General features: G+C 43.7%; 16 protein-coding genes. 5 read left to right on the top strand and 11 right to left on the bottom strand.

The window, feature by feature from the left end; all coding sequences use genetic code 11:
* Window positions 1-153: 153 nt before the first annotated feature.
* From RUMAL_RS04590 to RUMAL_RS20580, 3 genes are all read left to right on the top strand, one after another.
* On the top strand, window positions 154-1,029 hold the full coding sequence (locus RUMAL_RS04590; protein ID WP_013497604.1) for an AraC family transcriptional regulator: 876 nt from the start codon (window positions 154-156) through the stop codon (window positions 1,027-1,029).
* A 171-nt stretch (window positions 1,030-1,200) separates the two neighbouring features.
* Window positions 1,201-2,253 carry an endo-1,4-beta-xylanase gene (locus RUMAL_RS04585; protein ID WP_013497603.1) on the top strand — a complete coding sequence of 351 codons (1,053 nt, stop codon included), beginning with the start codon at window positions 1,201-1,203 and terminating at the stop codon, window positions 2,251-2,253.
* Window positions 2,254-2,668: 415 nt separating this feature from the next.
* On the top strand, window positions 2,669-4,426 hold the full coding sequence (locus tag RUMAL_RS20580) for a leucine-rich repeat protein (RefSeq protein WP_013497602.1): 1,758 nt from the start codon (window positions 2,669-2,671) through the stop codon (window positions 4,424-4,426).
* 215 nt (window positions 4,427-4,641) lie between these two features.
* Here RUMAL_RS20580 and RUMAL_RS04575 read toward each other — a convergent pair whose 3' ends face one another.
* From RUMAL_RS04575 to RUMAL_RS04550, 6 genes are all read right to left on the bottom strand, one after another.
* The gene (locus tag RUMAL_RS04575) at window positions 4,642-6,576 is read right to left on the bottom strand and encodes a cellulase family glycosylhydrolase (protein ID WP_013497601.1); all 1,935 of its coding nucleotides are present in this window, start codon (window positions 6,574-6,576) and stop codon (window positions 4,642-4,644) included.
* Between the two features lie 424 nt (window positions 6,577-7,000).
* Window positions 7,001-8,116, bottom strand: a complete 1,116-nt coding sequence (locus RUMAL_RS04570) for a cysteine desulfurase family protein (protein ID WP_013497600.1) — start codon at window positions 8,114-8,116, stop codon at window positions 7,001-7,003.
* The gene (locus RUMAL_RS04565) at window positions 8,109-8,993 is read right to left on the bottom strand and encodes a tRNA 2-thiocytidine(32) synthetase TtcA (protein WP_013497599.1); all 885 of its coding nucleotides are present in this window, start codon (window positions 8,991-8,993) and stop codon (window positions 8,109-8,111) included. The genes RUMAL_RS04570 and RUMAL_RS04565 overlap by 8 nt, the downstream gene beginning before the upstream one ends.
* A gap of 4 nt (window positions 8,994-8,997) precedes the next feature.
* Window positions 8,998-9,810: a HesA/MoeB/ThiF family protein gene (locus RUMAL_RS04560; RefSeq protein ID WP_013497598.1), complete on the bottom strand. Its 813-nt coding sequence runs from the start codon at window positions 9,808-9,810 to the stop codon at window positions 8,998-9,000.
* A 185-nt stretch (window positions 9,811-9,995) separates the two neighbouring features.
* Complete coding sequence (locus tag RUMAL_RS20575; protein ID WP_013497597.1) at window positions 9,996-13,232, bottom strand: fibronectin type III domain-containing protein; 3,237 nt, start codon at window positions 13,230-13,232, stop codon at window positions 9,996-9,998.
* Window positions 13,233-13,622: 390 nt separating this feature from the next.
* On the bottom strand, window positions 13,623-14,564 hold the full coding sequence (locus RUMAL_RS04550; protein WP_013497596.1) for a helix-turn-helix domain-containing protein: 942 nt from the start codon (window positions 14,562-14,564) through the stop codon (window positions 13,623-13,625).
* A gap of 337 nt (window positions 14,565-14,901) precedes the next feature.
* Here RUMAL_RS04550 and RUMAL_RS04545 point away from each other — a divergent pair, with 337 nt between their 5' ends.
* Complete coding sequence (locus tag RUMAL_RS04545; RefSeq protein WP_013497595.1) at window positions 14,902-15,426, top strand: RNA polymerase sigma factor; 525 nt, start codon at window positions 14,902-14,904, stop codon at window positions 15,424-15,426.
* Window positions 15,426-17,084 (top strand): hypothetical protein, encoded by a 1,659-nt coding sequence (locus tag RUMAL_RS04540; protein ID WP_013497594.1) that lies wholly within the window; start codon window positions 15,426-15,428, stop codon window positions 17,082-17,084. The genes RUMAL_RS04545 and RUMAL_RS04540 overlap by 1 nt, the downstream gene beginning before the upstream one ends.
* Before the next feature lie 97 nt (window positions 17,085-17,181).
* Here the strand turns inward: RUMAL_RS04540 and RUMAL_RS04535 are convergent, their stop codons facing one another.
* The 5 genes from RUMAL_RS04535 to RUMAL_RS04515 all read right to left on the bottom strand — a co-directional run bounded on the left by RUMAL_RS04535 (window position 17,182) and on the right by RUMAL_RS04515 (window position 26,059).
* On the bottom strand, window positions 17,182-19,476 hold the full coding sequence (locus tag RUMAL_RS04535) for an ABC transporter permease (protein WP_013497593.1): 2,295 nt from the start codon (window positions 19,474-19,476) through the stop codon (window positions 17,182-17,184).
* A gap of 12 nt (window positions 19,477-19,488) precedes the next feature.
* A complete protein-coding gene (locus RUMAL_RS04530; RefSeq protein WP_013497592.1) occupies window positions 19,489-20,196 on the bottom strand; it encodes an ABC transporter ATP-binding protein in 708 nt (235 codons plus the stop codon).
* A 272-nt stretch (window positions 20,197-20,468) separates the two neighbouring features.
* A complete protein-coding gene (locus RUMAL_RS04525; RefSeq protein ID WP_013497591.1) occupies window positions 20,469-21,143 on the bottom strand; it encodes a 4'-phosphopantetheinyl transferase family protein in 675 nt (224 codons plus the stop codon).
* A 50-nt stretch (window positions 21,144-21,193) separates the two neighbouring features.
* Window positions 21,194-24,958 carry a non-ribosomal peptide synthetase gene (locus RUMAL_RS04520; RefSeq protein WP_013497590.1) on the bottom strand — a complete coding sequence of 1,255 codons (3,765 nt, stop codon included), beginning with the start codon at window positions 24,956-24,958 and terminating at the stop codon, window positions 21,194-21,196.
* Window positions 24,959-24,976: 18 nt separating this feature from the next.
* Window positions 24,977-26,059 carry a saccharopine dehydrogenase NADP-binding domain-containing protein gene (locus RUMAL_RS04515; RefSeq protein WP_013497589.1) on the bottom strand — a complete coding sequence of 361 codons (1,083 nt, stop codon included), beginning with the start codon at window positions 26,057-26,059 and terminating at the stop codon, window positions 24,977-24,979.

The following is a 26,059-nucleotide window of genomic DNA, read 5'->3' as shown; positions in this document are numbered from 1 at the left end:
ATAATATGGTATAATATACTATATAAAATATGCGGTCTTCTGAAGATCGAACACCTGCCTGAACGTCGCCACAAATATTTAAAACTTGCAAAACAAATCATCCAATAAATTGTAAAATTCTATAAAACATTGAACAGAAAAGAGGTCGGTATCATGAACAATTTATTTGAAAAACAAGACAGTCTGAACTCGCCTATCGAAACCTTCCTGTTCGATACCGAAAAAAATCCGTTTCCTGTAAAACAGCACTGGCATTACTTTGCCGAGTTCATATATATACTTAGCGGAAAAGTTGCGGTGACCTGCGACGGCAAAGCCTATACCGTATCTGAGGGTGAACTTTTTCTGTTTTATCCGTCATCTGTGCATTCTATCCATTCTGCCTGCGACGGCACCATACTCTTTTCAGGATTGAAATTCGACACGGTAAAATTCCCGAACACATCCTCTTATGCGCCTTCGGCAACAGCTATACTTCGGTACGCACGTACAAATGATATGCAGATACATTTCAGCCGCGAACAATCTGAACGGCTTAAATGCAAAGAGATATTCGCTGAATGCGTAAAGGAAGGCGAACACTATCTTTACGGCAGAGATATAATGATGAGAGCGTATATCTACAGGCTGATATTCGGCATTGTTAGGGAATGGACAACACAGGGACTCGATATGAACAAATGCCCTGTGAACTCAGCTGACATATACGGCATAGAGAATATCACCGAATACATAGACAGCCGCCTTGAAGACAATATCCGCGTGGCGGACATAGCCGAGATATGCCACATGAGCTATTCGGGCTTTGCAGCGAAGTTCCGTGAGCAGTACGGCATGAGCTGCAAGGAGTACATCGAGCGCATGAGGATATTCAAGGCAGAAGAATATTTGCTTTTCACCGACCATGATATGACGTTCATAAGTCAGAAGACAGGCTTTGCGGATTGCAGCCACTTCATACGCAGTTTCAAGAAATACCGCGATCAGACGCCAAAACAGTTCCGGCTGAAGAACAAACAGCACAGCTGAATTTTGTTGCATATACATAATATCACTGTTCATGGTGAAAATGTATGAGTTTTATACACGAAAATTGAAAAAATCTACAATTGTTCGGGAATCGCTTGAACATCCGAGAACAATATGTTATTATATTGAAAACTATTTATTTTACATCGAAACTAAAAATGGAGGAGTATCATGAGCAATATCCTTTCACTTGCAAAGAGCTACGAGAAGTATTTCAAGATAGGCGCTGCTGTTGCCGCCCACAATATTGAAAGCTACGAAGATGTGCTGCGTGAGCATTTCAACAGTGTTACGCCTGAAAATGAAATGAAATACAGTGAGACCGAGCCCGAGGAAGGCAGATTCACATTTGAAAGAACAGACAAAATATTCAGCACAGCTAGGAAGCTGGGTATAAAAGTACGTGCTCATGCGCCCGTATGGCACAACCAGACGGGTGGATGGATGTACAAGGACGGTGACCATGATGCTTCCCCCGAGCTTATATATCAGCGTATAGATGCTCATATAAAGGCGCTTTGTGAAAGATATAACGATGATGTTTACGCATGGGATGTTGTTAACGAGGCTGTGACAGACGAAGTGGAGGACGGCGCTCAGGGAGATGCAGCTATATACCGCAGCAGCGAATACTTCAAGCTTTGCGGTGCAGATTTCATAACAGCCGCATTCCGAGCTATGGACAAATACTCGCCAAACGCTCAGCTGTTCTATAATGATTATAACGAATGCGATCCGAAAAAGCGTGAGCGTATAGTCAGGCTCATCAAGCGTCTGAAGGAACAAGGCTGCCGAATCGACGGCATGGGTATGCAGCAGCATTACTTCTCATGCCCCGATTATGACGAGTTGAAACGCTCGATAGAGGTATATGCTCAGCTGGGACTCCGTCTGCATATAACTGAGCTTGATGTATCCATCATGGCAGGCTTCGGACACAATGTATTTCCGCCTTCGGAGGAGGATATCAAAAGGCTGAAAGCTTCTTCGCCCGAGGATATCGCAAGGGTGGAGGACATATACCTGAAGCTGTTTGAGATATACCGCAGCTACAGCGATGTTATCGACTGTGTTACAACATGGGGCGTTGCAGATGACTACACCTGGATGGACGGATTTGTTCCACATGACAATGCGCCTGTTGTTAAGCAGTATCCCCTGCTGTTCGATATACATCACGCTCCCAAAGCTTGCGTTGAAAAACTCATAAATGCAGCAAAATGATTGCGTGATAATAATTTAACATCAGAAAATATGCCCCTAATACCATGATGTATCGGGGGCATTTATATTCGGAAGTTTATGGACTTTACAGAACTTGGATCTCACTTCGTTAATTCGTTAACAATAGTCATAAATGTAATATAATTTAATGTAAATTATTGTTATTCACATTATACTGTGTGATTTCGTACAGTTAGTTTAAAAATCATCTAATACTTTTTATTGAATGTCCCAATTTGCTATGATATAATAATGGTGCTAAGAATAGTAAACGTTTGCTTAACTTATATCACAAACACATAGTCAGATGCCTGTTTATAAGCTGTGAGAAAACTGATATATCCATATCTCATGCTGATATACCGGGTACTGACAACAATTTATTAAGGTAAAACTTATAAGGAGAATAACAATTATGGCTAACAAGATTATGAAGTCCACACTGGCAAGTGTGCTGGCTGTTATCAGTGCGGCTACATACGTACCAGGCACTGCTATAGGCAGCATATTTGCTGACACCGCAGTTACAGCTAATGCTGATGCTGTTTACGGTGATTTCAACTATGAAGTACTTTCCGACGGAACTGTATCTGTGACAAAGTATACAGGCAGCAGTTCAACAGTAACTATCCCCTCTCAGATAGACGGCAAGACAGTTACCAAGATCGGCAATAATGCTTTCATAAAAAATAACGCTCTGACAGAGATTTCTATACCCAGCACTGTTACAGAGATTGGCAATTTTGCTTTCTGCAGCTGTTCTTATCTGAAAAGAGCTCTGATACCCAGCAGTGTAACAACTCTCGGACGCGGTGCTTTCGCAACCTGTATGTCCCTAAGCACTGTGATACTCTCTGATAATCTGACTGCAATCAGTGAAGGTGCATTTCAAAACTGCCCTAGTCTTACTTCTATAACCATACCGAAAAATGTAACCTCTATCGAGCCTTTTGCATTCCAGGAGTGCGAATATCTTCAGAATGTCACATTCAAGGGCAACATCACTACTATAGGTAAGAAGGCATTCTACAAGTGCGAGAACCTTAAAGGTATCGTTCTGCCCTCTAGCCTTACAGATATCAGTGAATATGCATTTTTCGGCTGCAGCAGCATGAACAAGATATATTTCAATGAGGGTCTGAAGACTATCGGCGATTCAGCTTTTGGCTCCTGCTCCGGCATTACCAATATAGACCTTCCTTCCACCCTGACTACTATAGGAAACGATGCTTTTGCAAACGACAAACTCATTGAAAGCATCACTATCCCTGACAGCGTTACTTCTATCGGCAAGAGGACATTCACCAACTGCCATGCTCTGAGCAGTGTGACTCTTTCAAAGAACCTGACTGCTATACCTCAGGCTGCTTTTGCAACAACAGGCATAACCTACATAGAGATACCTGAGGGTGTGACTGCTATTGACGGCGCTGCATTCTTCAGCTGCAAGTCACTGGTAGATATCGTACTGCCTTCTACACTGAAGACTATAAGTGCTCAGGCATTCAATAACTCCACTGTAAAAAATGTTACATTCCACGGTTCACATGCTAAGTGGAATGCTGTTGAGATCGGTGAGAACAACGATGTACTGGCAAGTGCTAAGATGTACTTCTTTGATACAGTTTCCAATCCTACCATATCTTACCAGAAAGGTAATGGTTCTGTAAAGCTCACATGGACAGAAATAAAAGAGGCTGAAAAGTACGGTGTTGCAGGTCTGGTTAACGGCAAGTGGACAATGATCACCAAGACCACAGGTACATCTTACGTTATCAATGATCTGAAAGCTGGCACTGACTACAAGGTAGTTGTTTTTGCTATGAAAAACGGTCAGTGGAACATGGATGATTCCAACGCTATCGTTGTAACACCCAATGCTGAAAACAATACATCTTCTTATCCTACCGTATCAAAAGTAGAATACAATGATCAGTACCACCAGTTCAGAGTAATCTGGAACAAGGTTAGCGGCGCTACCCAGTACGGCATAGCTGTTAAGCTGGCTGGCAGATGGAAGGTACAGGCTTACACCAATGCAAATACAAATTACTTCACTTCTCCCAAGCTGAAGGCAGGCAGCACCTATCAGATGGTTGTTTGCGCTAAGGTTAACGGAGAGTGGGATATATCCAACATCGGTTCCAGAGCATTTACAGTTACTGTAAAGTGATCTGAAATAATCAACCATTCTTTCTAAAAGGGACGGCAGTACGTGACAGGTCTGCCGTTCTTTTTTGCGTATCAAAATATGATACGGATAATGGTATGCCCTCACAAACGTCATGGTATAACGCTAATAAGCATACAAAAAACACCGACACCCTTTGAGGATGTCGGTGTGATCTGTTTAATACGTTTTTTTCGCTTGGAACAGATACTGTATAATTATCTTACAGTAACATATACAGCGTTCTTGATAGCATTTGCAGTATCCCATGTACCGTTTACCTTAGCTGCGATAGCAACCTGATAGGAAAGACCGGGTGTCAGGTTCTTGGGAGTTACATAGCTTCTGGTAGAAGCAGGGATATAGGAAGTCTGAACTCTCCACTTACCTGCCAGATAAACTGCGATACCGTAGTTCTGTGCATTGCGAACTTCATCCCATACGAACTGGATCTGATGATACTGAGAGCTGTAGTTAACCCTGATATTTGTAGGATATGTATCGCCTGAAGGCTGATAAGGATCAGGATCAATGATCTGGGTACCACCGTTCTTAGGTACTGCATACAGACCATAAGCTGTCATGCTGCTGGTAGTAGCGCTGATGAAGAGGTTGCTCATATCGTTCATGGACAGACCGCTGTTAGCGATAGCAGCTGTAAGATCATTATAAGTGAATTTCTTAACGAAAGGAGTACCGGTGGTATCGCTTGAAGATACACGGTTCCAGTAATCATAGTTTGCATCCTGGAGAACCAGCTCAGGCTCATTTGCGGAATCATAAACGAGAACGAAGTCATAGTTGTCGTTAGCGAAGTTATTCCAGCCAGCAACTGTGAAGTTCTTCCATGCCTCGATAGTTCTGCCGTCATTGCTCTTGAACAGCTCTATCCAGTTAGAACCAACATTTACCTTAGACCAGATGTAGTTGGAGTTTACCTCTCCGCCTGTGTTGGAGTTGATGTCGTAAACTTCCATCATAGCTTCGATAACGGGCTTGGAATTGGTGTACCATGTGCAGTTTGCACGGTTCAGATAACCGTGAGCTTCACCATCGTTTGCGCCTATAACGTTGTTATCCCACAGAACGCAGGGGATACCCTTTTCCTTAGCCTTTGAAAGATAAGACTTAGCCCATCTTACACGATCTTCAGTATTGTTGAAATCAGAAGCAGAGAACTCACCGATGATTATGGGAGCGCCCTTTATGGACTGGAGCTGACCAAAGTAACCGAACATATCGCTCAGTGCAGACTCATAATCCTCGCCCCAACCGGACTGACCGGGGAAGTTGTGGTTAGCCTGAGCATCGCTCGCCATTGTGAAAAAGTAAGGCGCATACGCATGGACAGAAAGTGCCACGTTGCCTGCATTGTTAGGGATAGCGATATTATTTATAGCATCGTAGCTGCTGGAAGCGCAGTAGCCGGGAAGCATCAGCAGACGCTCACGGTTCTGGCTGGAACCCTGTGCACGTACAGTTCTTACGAATGTCTCGTTCAGTCTGTTTATGTAGTTCCAGGAATTGGAATCACCGCTGCCCCACTCAATAGCGGAACCTCTGCCTGTCTCACGGGGCTCGTTCATGCCCTCGAAAATGAGGTGCTGGTCATAGTTCTTGAATGTCTCAGCAACTTCAGACCAGATGCTCTTCATCTTGATCTCTGCCTGATAGTAGGTGTTATCGGTGAACTGACCTACATTGATGAAATCCTCGTGGTGAATGTTCAGGATAACGAACATATCACGGTCGATAGCATAGTCAACGGTCTGCTTTACATAGCTCATCCACTGATCATTTACATGGTAGCTGTTGCCGCGCTGTTCAAGATGCTCATACCAGGTCACAGGGATACGAACGGTGTTGAAACCAGCTTCCTTTACTGCCTGGAACTGCTGTGCATTAGGTGCGGGCATACCCCACTGGGTAGCGTACTTCTCGGGTGATGAACCTGAGGGTACCTTTGAATTGTGAGCATCAAGGGTATTACCAAGGTTCCAGCCTATCTTCATCTGGGAAACGATGCCCTTTGCATCAAGTCCGGAAAGTGCGGAGGCCTTGATGCCTGTGTTCGGCAGAGCAGCTGCTACTGATGCAGCCATAGCCGCAGCAGAAAGTACTGACAAAACTCTGCCCTGAATTGTCTTCTTCATAGGATATTTCTCCTCTCGATAGTTTTTGCCGTCCTCAGCAGGAGATTTCTTTTCTCCGCCATGAACGGCTTACCGGTTTTCTCTGCGACATGAGGATGCCTTTCACGTCACAGAACTATTCCTTCAATGAAAATAAATTTTTTCATTTGCTTAATTATACATTTTTTTTAAACAAATGTCAACCGCTTTTGTGATCAAACACTTTGACGATATGTAAATATTTTCAAACATAAAATCATATTGAAACAAGTTCGCTGTGCATTCACAGCAAATTCATTAAATGATATTACATTTTAATTCAGATTTTAAATATTTGATATTCAAGTTTATGTTTTTGATATATTCTCTGCTTCCAGAGAAAATGACCGTCTGACCAAATGCTGAGTGCACCTGATCTGACGGTCATTATTCTTCCCTTGTTCATTTAACATATCACAGCATTGAGTATACTTATCAAAGCATCGATTTCGCTGTCTTTTGTAAGATGTGAAAGGCTTATCCGCCATGACGATAGAGCATTTTTTCTGTCATGGGATATTGCCATTACCGCACGCGATGGAGTGTTCGCAACAGAAGAGGCTGACTTGACCGAAACGCACACGCCCTTTTCATCAAGCATACGACGCATATCTTCACCCTTTATACCTTTCACGGAGATATTTAGTATGTGGGGGACTGCATCATCGGGACTGTTTATGCGTATATCCTTATTTGCTTTGAAGTATTCCCTGAGCCTTTCATTAAGCAGTTTTACACGCTTATATCTTTCGCTGTACTCCTCCGCAGCATGACCAAGAGCAGCCGAAAGTGCAGCTGCCGCAGGTGCATCGGGGGTACCGCTGCGGTAGATGGTCGTACTTGCACCTCCGTGTATCAGCGGTTCGATGATGACGCCTTTCTTCTTATAAAGCACTCCGCTGCCTTTCAGCCCGTAGAATTTATGTGGTGCAAAGCTTGCTGTATCGGCAAGGGAAAGGTCTGTATGGGTCTTGCCTATAGCCTGGGTAGCATCAATGTGGAAATGACAGTTCGGGTAGTTTTTCAGTATATCAGCGATATCGGATAGTGGCTGTACCGTTCCAAGCTCGCTGTCAACGGCACATACGGCACAAAGCACAGTATCATCACGCAGGAGAGTTTTCAGATGGTCAAGATCAACTTTACCGTTCGGGAGTATATTGACCAAGTCTATCTCCCAGCCCTGTTCCTGAAGGCAGGTGAGTGTTCCGCTGACGGAGCTGTGCTCTAAAAAAGTTGATATGATATGCTTGCCCCGTCTTCTGTATGAATGGGCGATACCCTTTATTGCGAGGTTGTTGGCTTCGCTGGCGCCGCTTGTGAATATTATCTCATCGGGAGCTACTCCAAGCAGACGGGCAGTTTTTTCAAGTGCATCATCGACTATAGCTTTAGCTGACCTGCCTGCGCTGTGGGATGAATTTGGGTTTGCAAAACAAGCCTTGGCTGTATCAAGGTATACCGAAAGCACACGTTCATCGGGGGGAGTATCTGCGGAATAGTCAAGGTATATATTATCCATTTTCTTCCTCCGCCTTAGTGCCGCGAACGCTTCTGCCTTCGTCAAATCTGTCAAGAAAATGGTGGTATTCATCACCTATATGATAAGAGATGATAGTCTGCAGATTAACGTTTTCAACGCTTCTGAAAATATTCTTATCCACCGCGGGATTTACAGCACGAAGCTGTTTGAGCAGATTTTTGATCTCCTGACGCTTAGAACCTCCGCCGCCGTTATCACACATGGTACAGTTTTCGGTGAAGCGGCAGGCGCACTGGATGAACTGCAGGTCGTTGTACTGTTTCCAGCGGATGATATCCGCTTCCCTGACCATATACATTGGGCGTATCAGCTGCATACCCTCGTAATTCTCACTGTGTATCTTGGGCATCATGGTCTGCACCTGTGAACCGTATAGCATACCCATAAGTATGGTTTCGATAACATCATCAAAATGGTGGCCAAGCGCTATCTTGTTACATCCAAGTTCCTTGGCTGTCTTGTACAGGTGACCTCTCCTCATGCGGGCGCAGAGGTAGCATGGGTGCTCATCCACTTTTGCCACTGCATCGAATATTCCCGTTTTAAATACTTGTATAGGTATTTCCAGTGTTTCGGCATTCTCGACTATCTTCTGATAGTTTATCTCGTTATACCCGGGATCCATGACCAGGAACACTACTTCAAAGGGGACTTTTGAATACCTTTGCAGACGCTTCATACAAAGTGCCATCAGCATTGAATCCTTGCCGCCCGAGATACAGACAGCGATCCTGTCCCCCTCCTGGATGAGGTCATACTCCTTTATGCCTTTTAAGAATCCTGACCATATCTCACGGCGGAATTTTTTCACCACCGAAAGCTCGATATCGTTGGGTATCACTATATTTTCGCTCATCATATTACTCCTTGCAAAGCTCACATTCTGTTTCTTCAAAGTCAACGGGGACGGTTATAGCAGGATGCTCACCGCAGACGGCACAGTGTTTTACTCTCTCGGGGAGCTTTATCTTTCGCCATTCATTTTTAAGTCCGTCAAAGGTAAGCATAAAGCCGGTTAGCAGTTCACCCTGACCCGTGATATATTTTATGGCTTCAAGCGCCTGCATGGTGCCTATTATACCTGCCATGGCACCGATGACACCTGCTTCACGGCAGGTGGGCACAGTGTCCTTCGGGGGAGGTGCTTCAAAGATACATCGGTAACATGGGGATTTATCGGGAACACAGGTCATCAGCTGACCTGTGAAACGCAGTATTCCCGCATGGGAGAAAGGCTTTTTTGCCAGCACGCAGGCATCGTTTATAAGAAACTTTGCCGCAAAGTTATCTGTGCCGTCGATGATGAAATCGTAGTCCTTTATAAGGTCAAGGATATTAGTGCTGTTGACCCTTATCTCGTAGGTATTGACCGTAACATCGGGATTCAGGGCATTTATGGTATCTTCGGCGGAAGCAGCTTTAGACTTGCCGATATCCTCGGTAGTATGTATTATCTGCCTTTGCAGATTTGAAAGCTCTACCTTGTCACTGTCAGCGATACCTATGGTGCCCACACCTGCGGCTGCCAGGTACATTGCTGCAGGTGAGCCAAGTCCGCCTGCGCCTATTATAAGTATCCTTGATGAAAGCAGTTTTTTCTGCCCCCTAACACCTATCTCTTTCAGTGTGATGTGCCTTGAATAACGTTCAAGCTGTTCATCGGTGAGTGCCATTATCATCTACTCCCCTTTCAATATCTTATCTATTATATCACCTTAATCATACTAAGTCAATAGTTTTAATATGTTATTTACATAGCTGTCATTTAAATCGCTATGGAGATGATGTCATACAAACACAACCGACAGTATCCGAAAAGATACCGTCGGTTGTGTTGTCTGTTATTTTGTACACATGATCACTTTACAGTGACTTTGAATGCTCTTGCATTAAGGTTTGAAGTGTCCCACTTGCCGTTAACCTTAGCACATATCACCATTTCGTATGTGCTGCCTGCTTTCAGCTTGGGAGATGTGAATGTTGTGGTATTGGCATCGGTATATGCGTATACTTTCCACTTTCCTGCGATCTTAACAGCGACACCGTACTGGGATGCGCCATTTACCTTTGTCCAGTTGAGTCTGAACTGGTGATACTTATCATTGTACTGTGTACTTGTTACAGAAGGATATCTGCTCTGTGCTTGATCCAGTGTTTTTACAGTTACAGCATTTGAGGTATCCTTATTCCACTTGCCGTCGATCTTGGAAACAACAGCGACCTTATATTCGGTGCCTGCCTTCAGAGAATTAAGCACGAAAGAAGTATCCTTGCTCTCGCTTATCAGCTGCCACTTGCCGCTTACATAGCCGTATACACCGTACATATCAGCAGCATCGACCTTTGTCCAGCTGAGTTTTACAGAATTTGCGCCAGCCTCATAAGATATCTTTGGGGCTTTATATGATACAGGAGTTTTCTTGTATACAGCTGTATGTTCCTTGCCTGCAACAGTCGCTTTGGCGGTATATACCTTAACACCGTCATCGCCTTCTTCACACTCTACTTCTGCTGCATAGCTTACTTTTGCACCGCAGTCGGAGCATACGAACACGAATTTTGCAGAGTAATTGCCTTCATTATTTGTCCATACACACTCAGGTGTTTCGGAGTAGTGATGATCGGCTGCCTTTGCGAAGATCTCGCTCTCATCCAGTTTTGTTCCGTCCACGAAAGTAAAGAGCTCGATCTCGCCCTTTATAATGGTGACGGAATCTTCGGTATTGGGTATGGACATAACTGCTTCATTTCCGTCAACCTTTACACACAGCATATCGGAAGTTATACCCTTGCCGAAGCGTACCTCATCGTATGAACGTCCCCATATAGTGTAATCTCTGACAATATCATGTCCGTCACCGAGGTTATAGATATACACGTCATCAAATTCCTTGCCGCGTATCTTATCATTGCCCTTGCCACAATAAATAGCAGGAGTTTCGTCACCTACTATGAAATCATCATCACCGTCAGTACCCTCTACACACGCCATTTTCAGCATTTCAAGGAATGTCCACTCGACGCCGTCAGCGAACTTAGCCTTCTCGATAGGGTGAAGAGGACCGGAAAATCCCGACTGATATATAACGGGCAGTTCAACTGCATCATCGGAGTCGTTGACCTTTATGGTAATTTTATTGCCAAACTTGGTCACATGAACTTCATCTGAATTGATATCTGCAAAGAAAACAGTGTCTTCTCCGCTGGCAGGATATGAACCACCGTTAGATTCATCAAATATATCATGTCCGTCACCGCGGTTGAATACAAATGTATCGGTACCGCCGCCTGCATTTACGTAATCGTTGCCCTTGCCGGGAACAATATAATCATCGCCGTTTGCAGTATAGTAAGTATCATCATCATCTGTTCCTGTTATAATATATCCAAAGGAATCCTTGCCAATGAAGTAGGTAGTATCCTCTACATATCTGGTCTGTTCGAGGTAATCGTGTAGATTCCATACAGTACCGTCATTGAATGCCACGTACTCGATTGGCTCCCTGTACTTTGAAGCACCGTTCTGATAAGTACCGGGTATATTTACAGAACCCTTCTTTTCGCCCTTTACATAGAAAGTAAAGCCGTTCTCTCTGCGAACATATACATCATCGGGAGTAAGGTCAGCAAAATAGATAACATCTGTTCCTCCGTTTGACCATGCGTTTACACTATCTGTTATCTTGTCATCGCCGTCACCATAGTAATATACGAATACATCGTCACCGAAACCGCTGTTTATGATATCATTGCCCTCTCCTGCAACAACTATATTATTGCCGTCAAGATTTATAGTATCATCACCCTTACCGCTGATTATCACGTTATATCCGGGGTTTTCCGAAGTAAACAGCCTGTTCCTTTCACGCGATATAGTAATGTAATCGTTTCCATTTTCAGAAATAATAATGTCATTGCCGTTAGAAGCAGTAATAGTGTTATCACCGCTGCCTGCGTGGATATAGTATTCATCACCGCCCTCGGCTGTAATGGTATCATTTCCTTCTTCGCCCCAGATAACGGTAGACTCTTTATAGCCAGTCAGCTCATCATCCTCAGCTGTGCCCTTTATTTTGTTTACCAGCTTGATTACGTCCTTATATTCAAGAGTGATATCAGAACTGAACTGTATATTCTCTACCCTACTCAGCGAGTTTTCAAAGTAGTCATCAACAAATACGAGAGTTTCGTTTTCAACATCAAGTATATACAGATCACCACCGTCACGGTAAAGGGCAAAGTGAGTATCCGATGTGTCATAGTCGAATATTATCGTATCCTCGTCACCCGAATTGCGCTCACAGTAATCGCCGATATATACATAACCGCTGCCTTTCTGTATCTTGTATGTATCGCTGCCCGAACCTGCATTGTAGGGGGTGATGTACTCGCCATGAGAAGGCTTTATAACTATTTCATCTTCCACAATGTTCCAGTAGCCGTACTCTGTCATGAAATCCTCTATCTGCTGAAGGGCTTCATTTCGTGTATTTACTGCCATAAATATTTTGTCCATACGCTTGAGTATCTCACACGCCTGAGCGACAGTTATTTCCACAAATATATCTCCCTGGAGAGCATCAGGTCTGTTTTCCAGACCATATACAAGTCCGTCACGGTAAATCACAGCTTCTCCATTGATGAAATGAAGCTCATATCTCTCGGGATTTGCAGTAAGATCCTCATAGTCCTCCTTTGTCATAACTATGGAAGCCTGCTCATCAAAATTCTCGCTTACATACTCTCTGCTGATACTTACATATCCTGTTTCCTTGTATTCTTCATATTTGTCATAATACTCTTTAAAACCATCTATATATTTCAGTATATCAAATGGATCTTTAAGTGCGTCGTACACACCGTCTATAAACCCTGCGTACTCATTAGCCTGATCCGTGATAGTAGGATCATCGGCAAATTTTTGGCCCGCAGCCAAAGGATCGACTATACCTTTAACTATCGCCACCGCACCTTCAATATCTGTTTTTGCATCATAATCTTCATAGGGATCTGTTGCCGCAAAAGCAGGTACTGCGCAGCCCATTGTCAGCGTCAGCGCTAACACGGATGCAATTACTCTTTTTGTCTTTTTCATGTTGAAAAACCCTCCTTAGCCAGATGTTCAATATCATTCAACTGATATTGGTCTTACAAAGACGGTCTCATTATACTACACGAATAATAATTAGTCAATAGTTTTACATTATAAATATATCATATATCTTAATATTTTACAGATTGAATAGTTATTTACTATGTTATTTATTGCATATCATCAAAGGACTATGATAAATACCGAAAAAAATATCATTTCGGGTTTGTACTGTTATCTGCTTATCTTTTCTTTCAGGCTCTCAAAAAGCTTCTCAAATCTTTCACTATCGTATAATTCTTTACAAAGATCGTTATCGATAATTCTTTTATAAAGGTGATCATAAGCGGTATCGGTACTTGTTTTGACTACACGATCACTCTTGTCGTAAAGTTAGGACAGCCAGCAGGGTGCATATTTTTCACCATCTGGGCGGGATTCGTAGCTATGAGCATGAAAGTATGCAGCTTCAAGCATATCAAGAGCTTTTTCCGTGTTCCCTGTTTTTAGCAGCAAAACAGCCTGTTCCGCTGCATTGACCGCCAAAGCACCATGGAAAAACCTTGGTTTGCCGCCTGTTATGAGATCGATCATAGCGGAGTCTGCTTTCAGTATCTCAGTTTTCTGTTCATTACTGTATGATGCATCACGATATATCTCATAGAACATTTTGTGCATATATGCCGTCAGGCTGAACAGTGCCGACTGTCTTTTTTCAAGCGCTTCTTTTCCATCAAACACATCAGCTTCAAGCATTTCTCTTGTACAGCTGATGTATGGAAGTGACGATATGATCGCCTTTGCTTTTTCCTTTTCATTCATATATTCGTATTGAAATATGAGCAGCAGTTTCGGAAAGCTGTTGTCTTCAGTGGGCTTATAGTATCTCAGCGCTCTTTCACAAAGAGATATGATCTCATCTGATATCTCATCTTTCAGTTTATCTGTATCTGCTTTACCATGCCGAAAATAAATATCCTGTAATGCAGATGCAAGATGGCACAGCAAAACGGGCTCGTTGGGATATATTTTAAGTTTTTCCCTGAGATATCTCTCTGTTTCCTCACGATCACCGGATACTCCCGATATCTGAATATGCTTCAGTATCTTGCTTATCTCGTACTCCTTGCGGCTTATATCTACACCCAGCAGATGATCGGTCGTTACATCAAAGAAATTCGCAAGGGCGGGAAGCTGAGATATATCCGGGGTCGTTCTGTCGCACTCCCACTGGCTCACCGCCCTTGATGTTATGCCAAGTGCTTCGGCTAACTGTTCCTGTGTGATATCCTGTTCCTGTCTGAGTTGCCTGATAGTTGAACCTATTGTCATCATTATCACTCCTTGTACTGATACAAAAGCGCTTTTGCTGATATCATTATAGCTTATTTATGTATATTTGGCAAGGAAGTATCTGTGGAGTTTACGTACAGCAGTGCTTTGATACTTTTAATCTTTACAACTATGAGCATTTAGTGTATAATTGAAAGGCTGAAAAAATATGCCTGATCCCGGGTATATTATGATCTGTTATACCACACTTATCAACGCGTTTGGATGCGTTCATAGATTATTTACAATATTTTTTGCAAATAATTTTATGCCTATGTGATTTTTTGCTTATATCATTTGACTGTATATAGTGAAACGTTTCAATAAGCGAGGTTTTCATATGAATGATAAAGAACTGCTGCAATTGCTGAAAAGCAATACGCAACAAGGACTTGCACAGACTGTAATGCAGTATAGTGCTTATGTACATAAGATAGCTTATACACGGCTTCGTGATGTATGCACCAGAGAGGACATCGAAGAAGCTGTAAGTGATATCTTTCTTATTTTTTACGAGCTGGGTAAGAAAAACGGCTTTGATATGCGTTCGGTGCGTGCGATGCTTATGGTGATAGCAAAACGTCACTGTATAAATGTATTTCACCGACAGTGCAAACAGGAAGAAATGCTTGACTATGATGATCTGGAAAATACTATCGCAGAAGACAACAGCGAAAATTCCGACCTTATAGATGCCATAAAACAGCTGGGCGAACCTGATGAACAGATATTTATACGCAAATACTATCTTGGCGAGAAAAACAAAGACATCGCCAAAGACCTTGGCATGAATATCAGCACGCTGAATATGAAGCTGTCTCGCGGACTGAAAAAGCTAAAGAAAATATTAGAGGAGGGTGTGTAATGAAGGATAAACTGAACGCATTGACAGAAAGCGTATCTCTGTCAGATGCAGAAAAGCTTGCTGATGAGCTTGCTTCCTTCGATGATGACAAGCTCACAGATGAGGAACAGCAGCGCATACTCTCTTCCGTTATGAGAAAGGCAGGATTTGAGATGAACAATACAAATAGTGTGATAACAGCAAAAAGAAATATTACATCAAGAACGAACAGTACAAATGAAGAACAGTCCACAGGAAAGATACAGCTGAGGCGCGGCGGTGCGATAGCAGCTTGTATCGCAATAATCGCTGCAGGCGGAGTTATATTCTCGTTGAACAGAAATATGCACAACACTGTTCCCAATAACGACAGAGATTCTTCAATATACAATGAAGCTGTCACCACAGACCCCGAGGATGATAATGAAAACAGCACTAACGAAAGCGAAACGGATACTGAAGATATCATAAACGACAGCACAGACGACAATAATGACAGCAAAACAGATAACAAGAAAGACGCTAAAACAGACAACCGAAATGATAATGAGTCGGTAATAGTTGTTGATGCCAACAAAGAGAACAACAAGGATAATAATATCAACGAAAACAAGACGGATGATACGAATAGCCTGAAAGACAGGATCCGTGAAGACATCGATGCAAAGTTGGACAACGCTTATCCTAATCATGGAATTTACAGAATAAATGATAACAGGTATCTTGTATATGATTGGAGCGAAAATGCAACAGGTGATTATATGATATATGATGTACCTTCTGATTCTATTATCGCTACTGTTCCCATGGACAAAAACTTCAGTGGTACACTTGATGATAAATTTGCAACATTATATAATCCTGACGATGCCCCTGTGGAATACTCCATATATGACACAAACGGAAACTTGGTTTACGATTATAATATCGATATTAAAAAAGCAGGTATATTCGACAACGAAAAACAGTATTCTGGGGTAAATGCTACCCCAAACGGTAAAAAACTGATCTTTGACATCTGGAATAAAGATGCTACCAAAACAGCTTACTACTGCTTCGACTATGAAAATCAGAAAAAAGCATTTAAGATCGCTGAATTTTATAGTAAAGATTATTTATACTTCCAGCAAACTGCAATTTCAAATGATCTGCTTGTCATTTCATGCGGATACAAAGATGGCAGCAACGGTATTGATCTTTACACCCTTGACACCAACAGCAGCAATAAAAATGCAGCACACAATGTTATGAAAGGAACCAATGACCATCCGAATCCCATACCACACGTAGTAAAAGATAATGACGTTATTTATCTTGCTTTTGAAAATGATAACCGTGTTTCAACAATAAGACCCGATGCTAACGGTAATGTTAAAGTCGGCGACAAAAATTATACTGTAACTGAATATGATCTTAATACAAACGGCAATAATGGTCATGTCTGCTTGTCACAAAGCGGTAAATATGCTTTATCGGTAAATACAAATAATGGCAAGATGAAGTTCACTTTGTATGAGACTGCTGATGGTAATCTAAATGAGTTAAAAACAATAGAAAAAAGTATTTCGGATATCGGTTCTGATAAGATTTCAAATGAAAAATTCAATGAAAATACAGGTGATTTTGAATTCTTGTCCATGGAAGACGACAAAGATCATATCATAAACTTTTTCAAATAATAACATCCAAAGCTCTCTGCCAGTTAACGGGCGGAGAGTTTTTTTACAGTATATGTATAGTTATTCTCTTGTGTCCTAGGGATACCCATATAAGATATTATTCCAGACCTTTCAGGACACCAACCATATCTATACGCTTTATCCTCTTTGAGAACATGAATCCAACCAATACCGAAATACCTATAACGAACGCGCCAGACAGCATATATGTCAGTGGTCTGATATAACACGGCCAGTCGATAGCATCACCGTTTGAATCCATCATCGCCTGCAATATCTTCTTTCCGAATGGTATTCCGCATACCGTGCCTATAAGTGACAGCCATAGATTCTGCACAGATATAAGTCTGCGTACTCTCGGACTTCCAAAGCCGATAACTTTCAGAGTCGCAAATTCCTTCTCACGTTCGTTGAAGCTGAGATTGCCGGAATTGTAAAGAACTATGATAATCAGGAGTGAAGAGAAGAAAACCATGAAATATACCAGCAGGTCCATGATCTCCATGGTCTTGTCAAAAGCGGCTTTTAGGTCATCCATGCTGTGCACTGCGGATACATATTCTCTGTTCTCCGCCTCGGAACAGTCTTTCCTTGTGACCATCATCTGCGGCTTGAATTCAAAGCCTTCGCCTTCATAGTCTTTGCGGAGTATAGTAATGCCGGTTATTGACGGATGACGTGATATGGATCCGATCTCACTTCTTATCCACTTATCACCATCTGATGTCTTCCAGTAAACGCTGTCGCCTTTTTCAAGACCAAGCTTAGCAGCCTGTTTCATCGTCAAAGCCACTGTTCCCGGTTTCAGTTTTTCCGCATTCAGGTCGGTGTCTGATATACAGAACAACCCCTTGCCCTCTGTTATAGACAGTTTACAGCTTATGATATCATCTGAAACAGGGTGGTCGTCTGAAGCTATGGATATAAGCCCCATACCGATAAGTTCGCCGTCATATTCTTCCGAAAGGTCTTCTGCTTCTTCAATTGTACAGCTGTCAGAAAGTATCACCTGGCTGCTGTAATTCTGTATATCATCAAAGTACCAGCTTCGCACATAGTCAAGTGTATCCAAAGCACCAAGACCGAGGGTCATCACCATCATGCCGACACAAGTGCCGAATATCCCCATAACCGCACGAAGCTTTGAACGTGAGATATCACGCAGGCTGTAACGTGTAGTAAATCCAAGTTTATCCCAGAATGGCATTTTCTCGAATATGCAGGGCTTTGCGTTTTTTGCCGCAGCAGGACGAAGAGCTTCCGACGGGTGTATCTTTAGTATCTGATAACAGCTGAAATACGCTGCGCCTGTGCATACCAGCACGATGACAGCCGCAACTGCGGCGCTCTTGTAATCGAATCCGCCTTTCCAATCGGGCAAACGATAAAATGCCGAAAACATATCTATCATCATTCTGCCGAAAGTATATATACCCAGCACCATGCCCGTAATACAGCCAAGTAAAGACAGAATAAAGCTGTACCCAAGATAGTGAAGCATTATCTTGCGGCGCTTCATTCCCAGTGCGTTCAGAGTGCCTATCTGTGTACGCTGCTGTGCCACCATACGCTTCATTGTTGTAGTTATGACGAGCATAGCTATCGCCACGAACACAAATGAGAATATGTATGAAAAACCGTCATGCTGATCCAATTCATCCACAAGGCGGTTGTAGCCGTCAATGCTCTTGCGGTCAGCAATAAAGGAATAACCGCCGTCAAGGGCATTGTCGATATCTTTTTCATAAGAAAGCGCCTTACCATCGCAGGTGAATACCATCTCATTGTTTATACGCATTTCCTCGGGAAGTACTTTCTGTGACAGATACGCAGATCCGATATTATGGAAATCGGTATCGGTATCACTTGAAGCACAGGAGAAAATGTGCTCAGGTGATTCTATAAGACCTTTTATCTCTTTTTCGATGTCCTGCCCCATAACATGTACGGTGAATTTATCTCCGACATCAAGACCCCATGTACTTGCAAAAGCCTCGAACAGCCACAAACCATCGGTATCTGCAGGATCAAATTCAGCGCCCCTGACTGTATAAGGTCTTGTTACGATATTATCGTTCTGAAAATAACACCATATCTCAGCTGTGTTGTACTTCTCATCTGCCTTGCCTAGAACTTCACATCTCAGTTGAACGTCTTTGATGCCGTCGATATTTTTTACTTTATCCGCCTGTTTGCTGTCAAATCCGCTGCCGTATATCCAGCCGTCAGAGAAATTAGTACTTTCAGTAAAGTTTTTCATGGCACGTCTTCCGCCGATGACATCCGACTGAAAACCCGTAAAGCACCACATCGCCACTACAGCGAGAATGAATATTGAGAAGAACTGTGCAAAATTGCTTCTGATATCGCGCAGCATTTTTTTCCTAAGCATACTGCCGCCCCCTTACCACTCTATCTCATCTGCCGAGAGTGGATGTTCATTTATCTTTACAGACTTTATCTTCGCATTCTTCATATGGATGACTTTATTTGCACACTTCGCTATATCCGCGTTATGGGTAACGAGAATGACTGTGTTTCCGTCCTCAGTGGAAAGCTTTTGCAGCAGTTCGATGACTATCCTGCCCGTTTCGGAATCAAGAGCACCTGTAGGCTCATCGCCAAGAATGATCTTGGGATCTTTTGCAAGTGCGCGTGCGATAGAAACTCTCTGCTGCTGGCCGCCTGACATCTGCGCCGGGAACTTATGCTTCTGGTCTGATAGCCCCACACGGTCAAGCATTTCATTTGCATCAAGTGCAGACTTTTTAATATCCTTGACCAGCGCAACATTCTCATAAGCCGTCAGCCCCGGGATAAGATTATAGAACTGGAAAATAAAACCGATAACTTCCGCACGGTACTGCGAAAGCTTTTTATCATTGAATGACGATATCTCCTGACCGTCAACTATCACCTTGCCTGATGTGGGTACATCCATGCCGCCAAGCATATTCAGCACAGTGGACTTTCCTGCACCCGACTGACCCAGTATGACCACAAACTCACCTTTGTCTATCTTAAAGCTTACATTGTCTACAGCAGTCTGAGCACCCTCCCCTTTACCATAGATCTTTACAACATCCTTGAATTCTACCGCTGTTTCTTTCATTTTTAACTCTCCTTCATATTTATCAAACACAAGGGATTTGATCACTTATGTTCGGGTTAGTTGTACTTAACCATAAAATATAATATCACTTTGAAGGAGTAATGTCAATGCAGATAAACGCCTCGGTTAGTTTTTTCTAACTATCTTACAAAATCACAGAGCGGTGTTTTATGACCAATGTTCATTTCAACATAATCTGCCTTGATGTTGAACAGGATACTATATTTTTTCATACAGAAAACACCGTCTGTATCTGATAATATATATCAGGATCAGGATCTCTGAAGCACAGCACGCAATTCATTCACTGTTATGATACGATGCTCCAACGGGTTCTCGGAACAAGTACTTATACAGATATTATCGTACCAGACAGTTTTATGCTGCAGTGATCCTGCACAGATCATGGGATCAATTTGTGAAAGATCATCGGTCAGTCCTGTCCCCTGCAGTTTCAGATATGCTTCTTTCTGTGTCCAGAATTCGGTAAAACATCGTTCAGGTGCATCAGAAGCACAATAGGTTTCATACTGTGATCCTGACAGTACCAATTCGGCGATCCCTGAACAATCTGTCACAAGTTCCTGCACATCCACACCAACCTCCCCTGATGCAACAGCACAGCATACGGCGCAGCTACAATGCGATATACTCATCTGAAGGGGTGCATCCAGAAGCGGTTTTCCGTAAGCGTTCCTATGCTCCGTCTGTGGCAGCTGAGTATGATAGCAGGTCTTCAGCAGATATGCCAGCATTGCAAATGCAACCATACTGTTTACACGGTCTTCCCGTTTACGATATCTTTCAGCGTACTTCACCCGATACGGAGGCAGTATACTCTCCAACTTCTCAAGCTGTGCATCGGTAATGGTCTGTGCATCAAACAGCACAAGAAACGGATCACACTTCACTTTTTCATGACAAATACCGGTTAATTCAGAGTACACTGTTTTTTCCTCCTTCAGAGCAATATAAGGTCTTATGACAGATGTACACTCTATTTATCAGCAAGAAAAACGGACAGCTGACCGAGTGTCGGATGATTTAGCAAGAAACGGAGAAGTTCATCAAATGGTATCGCCTGTGCCACACTTTTACGGAGATTTCCCGTCAGCTGTGCCATCATCAGCGAATCCGCGCCAAGATCATAGAAGTTATCTGTCAAGCCTGCACCGTGGATCCCCGACTGCTCAATGATCTCTGCAAGCTGCTTCTGCAGATCAGTCATGTGGTCTGTTCCCGAAGACAGAGCCGCTGTGCCTGCCTTTGAATGTTTACGTGCAGCAGCAAGAGCAGCCAACGCACGCATATCAGTCTTACCATTGAATGTGACCGGAATAATATCTAGCATACAGAATGCAGTCGGAATCATATAGGTCGTCAAACGATCCCTGATCGTATCCAGTATTTCCTTTACCGTTACATTATATCTGTCGGTCTTGCACTGCATGGCAAAACACTCTGTATTAAGCAGACCACCCGTATTGCTGTTATCGATCTCATCAAGCAGAGTGTAAGAAGCTTCATCCCTTGTAAGGAAATACCCGCCGGGTCTCAGGCACGATCTTACAGTGCGTACTGCTGCACGTACATCTCCTGCAAATCCACCACGGGAGATCACGATATCAAAAGCATTTGTATCTGCCTGTTCCGATATGTCGGCTACCCATTGTGTAATGTGAATATCCGGCAATTCGTCTGCCAGATGACCGGCGAACTCTTCATCTCCGATGATCAGTATCCTCGCTGCAGCATTCAGGGCAGCATACTTTTTCACAAATTCAAGAACACACAGATCGAAAGATGGATCATGTTGAAAGTCGGCAGTCATGGCATTCCATTCATCCGTGTATGCTGTACGCTTTGCTTCATCGGCAACGGCTGTTTCATAGTAACAGGTCAATGTCTTTTCTCCATCTACATCTGTATACACCACAATATTTCGTGCGATACCAGGAGTTCGGCTGACGGCACTTTCGATCTCACCCACTTCGATCCTGTGTCCGTTGAACTTGATCTGATCATCTGAACGACCCAGAAATTCGATCTCACCATTGTGATGATACATACCAACATCGCCTGTACGATACATACGCTCACCGGTGATAGGATGTATGAAGAACTGCTTCTGTGTGCGTTCAGGATCTCTGTAATACCCTTGGGCAAGTCCTTTGCCCAGAATATAAAGATCACCCTTGACACCAACAGGGCAATTCCGAAGATGTTCATCCAGCACCCGAAATTCCTGATTCGCCAGAGGTCTTCCATACGGTATGCTCCTAAAATTACTGCACAATCCGTGATAGTCGTGATAATTTGACCATATAGAAGCCTCCGTCGCACCGCCAAGACTGACCACCTGTGCATCAGGTGCATATCTCAGCAGTGTATCGGGCAGATCCAACGGAATCCAGTCTCCTGACAACAGCACCAGCCTTAATGATTCTATCTCCGTAGTTTTCGTTTCGGATGCAAGATATACCATTACCATACGAAGAAGTGACGGTACACTGTTCCACAGCGTTATGTGATGCTGCGCGATCAACTGTGCCAGATGAGCAGGCTCTTTTTTGCGCTCATCTTCAGGATATACCAGCGTTCCTCCCGTTCCCAGCACACCGAAGATATCATATACCGACAGATCAAAGCTTAACTGAGATACACCGAGTACACTGTCTTTTTCTGTAACATTATATCTTCGGTTGATATCCTCAATGGTATTGACAGCTCCCGCGTGGGAAATAGCAACGCCCTTTGGTTCTCCCGTAGAACCTGATGTAAAGATAATATAAGCAAGTTCGCTGTCAGACCGATCCTGCAGCACTTCGGGCTCAAGTTCACACTCAGACAGGGTATCAGCACGGATAACGGTTATATCTTCAGGATACGGTGTATTATCCTGCGTGGTTGTCAGTATAATACGTATCCCTGAACGTCGGAGTATACTTTCGATACGCTGAGTTCCCTGCTCCACCGAGATCGGAACATAGGCACAGCCTGCGCAGAGTATAGCTAGTGCGCCTGCAGGCTGGTATACAGATTTTTCTGCGGCGATACCGATCGGTTCTTCACGCAAAGGCGACAGAGTTTTAAGCTTTTGGAAAATTCCTCCAGCGATGCAAAGCAGCTGTGAATAGGTGTAGGTATTCCTTCCCGAGATCACTGCGGTCTTATCAGGATATTCTGCCGCGGCACGAAGTATATTCTCATGCAGGAGCGGAGTCGGAAGTTTCTGAGCGGTCCTGTTGACATCGGCAAGCAATTGCGCCTGATATGCCGGATGATCAGGGATCACAGGCATTCCGTCCACAATGGAACACAGCATCTCACGGAACAGTGTGAACATATCTTCTATAATACACGGTTCAAAAACACCCTTGCGGATATCCCAGTTGACCTGCATACCAAAGTTTCCATCCATGACCTGACAATCAATAAACACCTGCGGAGTCTGGCTGATGCCGCTTCCTTCCCCCATGCCGCGGATCATCATATCAGGCATTGACGAGAAGAGTCCGACTGCACTGGTGAAAACATAAGGCATGAATGCTGCATCCGGACCTTTGCTGCGAGAGATCTCACGCATAAACTCCACACCTGAGTAGCTGCTGTGATCCATGTTTCCGAAAAGTCTTTCACCAGTGATCTTTGCAGTTTCCAGAAAATCCTTTCCGCTTCCGAAGTCGATCTCCAAAAGGCTCAGAGTGGTGAAATCACCTATGACCTTGTCTATATCCGGATGAAACGGCTGACGATTCAGTACGGTCAGGTTAATGGCAAATCGTTTGTTTTCGCTGTATCGTTCCAGTGCCGCTGCATACAGCATCAACACCAGCGTAGTAGGTGTTATCCCGTTTACAAGCGCGTACTGTTTGACACGTCCCCACTCGTCAGGTGACAAGCGCACATATTTACGTTCAAAATATGCTTTTTCCTTGTCATTACTGCGGATAACAGGCAGCAGCGGACGTGTCGGAAAAGTTTCCAGCTGCTTCATCCAATAGGCTTTGTCTTGTGCATACACTGCACTTTCCTTCTGTTCGCGTTCGGTAAGAACATAATCACGAAAGCTTATCGGTACCGACTGTATCTCCTGCAGTTCTCCGAAATACAACTGCTCAAACTGATACATCAGCATCCAGATGCTAGTCCAGTCCGCTATGATAAACTCGATCGAAATATGCATTATCGCTTTCTTTTCATAATTGGAAACACCAACTGCAAAATACGGCCATGAGCCGATCTCAAAAGCATCATGTCCCATCTCCTGCTCGATCTGATCGGCAGGAAGATCACCATAATCACGGACATTAAAAGGAGGTGCTTCCTTCATTATCTGCTGATAACCCTCCTCATGGATCACCGCACGAAGCATTTCATGCTTGGCGATCAGCTCATTCCATACACGCTCGACCCGAACAGGGTCAAGCTGTTCATAACACAGCTGTATATAGATATGGCACGCTACACCTCCATAATCAAACAAGTTGCCGCGCCCCATCAGATAGGATTGCTGAACGTCTGTCAGTACGAACGGTTCATATCGTTCTGACTTGTTTTCCATAAGTTTCACTTTTCCGCTGTCAGCTGCGAGAAGCTCCAGTATCTCACTCTTGCAGGCTTTTAACCTGAGAATATCATCCTTCTGCATTGCACCGGCACCGGCTTTGTATTTTATCTTATCTCCCTCACACCAGAACGTGATGCCCTTGGCTTCCAATGCTTCCAGCAGCTCCCGCGCTGCATCATATTTACTTGGCATATTGCCCTCCTGATTTCATTAGATTTCCCCTTCACTTTCCTGCATCCACTCGTTGATACTGCACGCGCAGGTCTCAAATACGACCTTGTGTCTGTTTTCATCGATCGCCCGAAGTATCCGCGGCATTTCCTTGGCATACAGCGGATCGTCGGGGAAGTGTGTCAGACTGCATACACCTATCGGCTGTGATGCATTTGCAGCAATTTCAGTGCTAAGTCCTGAAGACAGTCCTGTGAGTGCTGCCGCTGAATCGTATTTCATAAGCAGAGTTCTCGTCTGCTGTATCCCTTGCTCCGTTGTCCCCTGCACCTCTATAATGAATGCCATATGTTCCTGAGAACGAACGCGGTATAGCTGACTGTAAGTCACCAGTTCACGAGCTGCACCTTCAGGATCTGATTCAAAGCGCAAAACTGCCCGTTCGATCGTAGCATATAACTTACGTGATCCGAGCGTGACATAATGTTTTCCGTCCGGACAGCCGATCTTTTGCAGAACATAGTGTGTCTCGTCATCTGTATACTGCATGATCTCAGTACAGCCCAGCAGAGGAAGTTCCGTTTTCTTCACAGGATGTCCGCCGTATTCTCCGCTGACACCACGCAGATAATCATAAGCTGCACCGTACGAGAATGCACCGTGTATCGATGCGATGTGCTGATATCCGCTGACAGTATCAAATCCCTGTGCAGCATATACCCCCAGTACTGAAGACAATCCGGGCAAAGCACCTGCGCCATACAGTAAAGTTTTATCTGACTGTCCTGACAGATCACCGATATTATCCGGGATACCTGCATCCACATAGGCTGTATTCCGTTCGGCACATAGTTCTGCTATTTTTCTGCTGTACTTACCTGAACAGGAAACTGTATTCAGAACAACATCCATTCCGCAGATCGCATCAGTCAATCGCTCATTCTCTGTGATATCCAGCCTTTCCCAGCGGACATCAGGCATAGCGTCAAAGAACGGATCCTCCTTCACACGTTCAGGCTGTCTGACTAACCCATATAACTCATAATCCCCTGTACTGTACAGATGCTGCAGTGCCTCACGTCCGACTGTCCCGTATGCACCTAATATGGCAATTCGTTTCAT

This window comes from Ruminococcus albus 7 = DSM 20455 (assembly GCF_000179635.2).
Classification (GTDB): Bacteria; Bacillota; Clostridia; order Oscillospirales; family Ruminococcaceae; genus Hominimerdicola; species Hominimerdicola alba.
The sequence above is the reverse complement of the archived record's forward strand: the minus strand, read 5'-3'. Positions and strand labels throughout refer to the sequence as shown.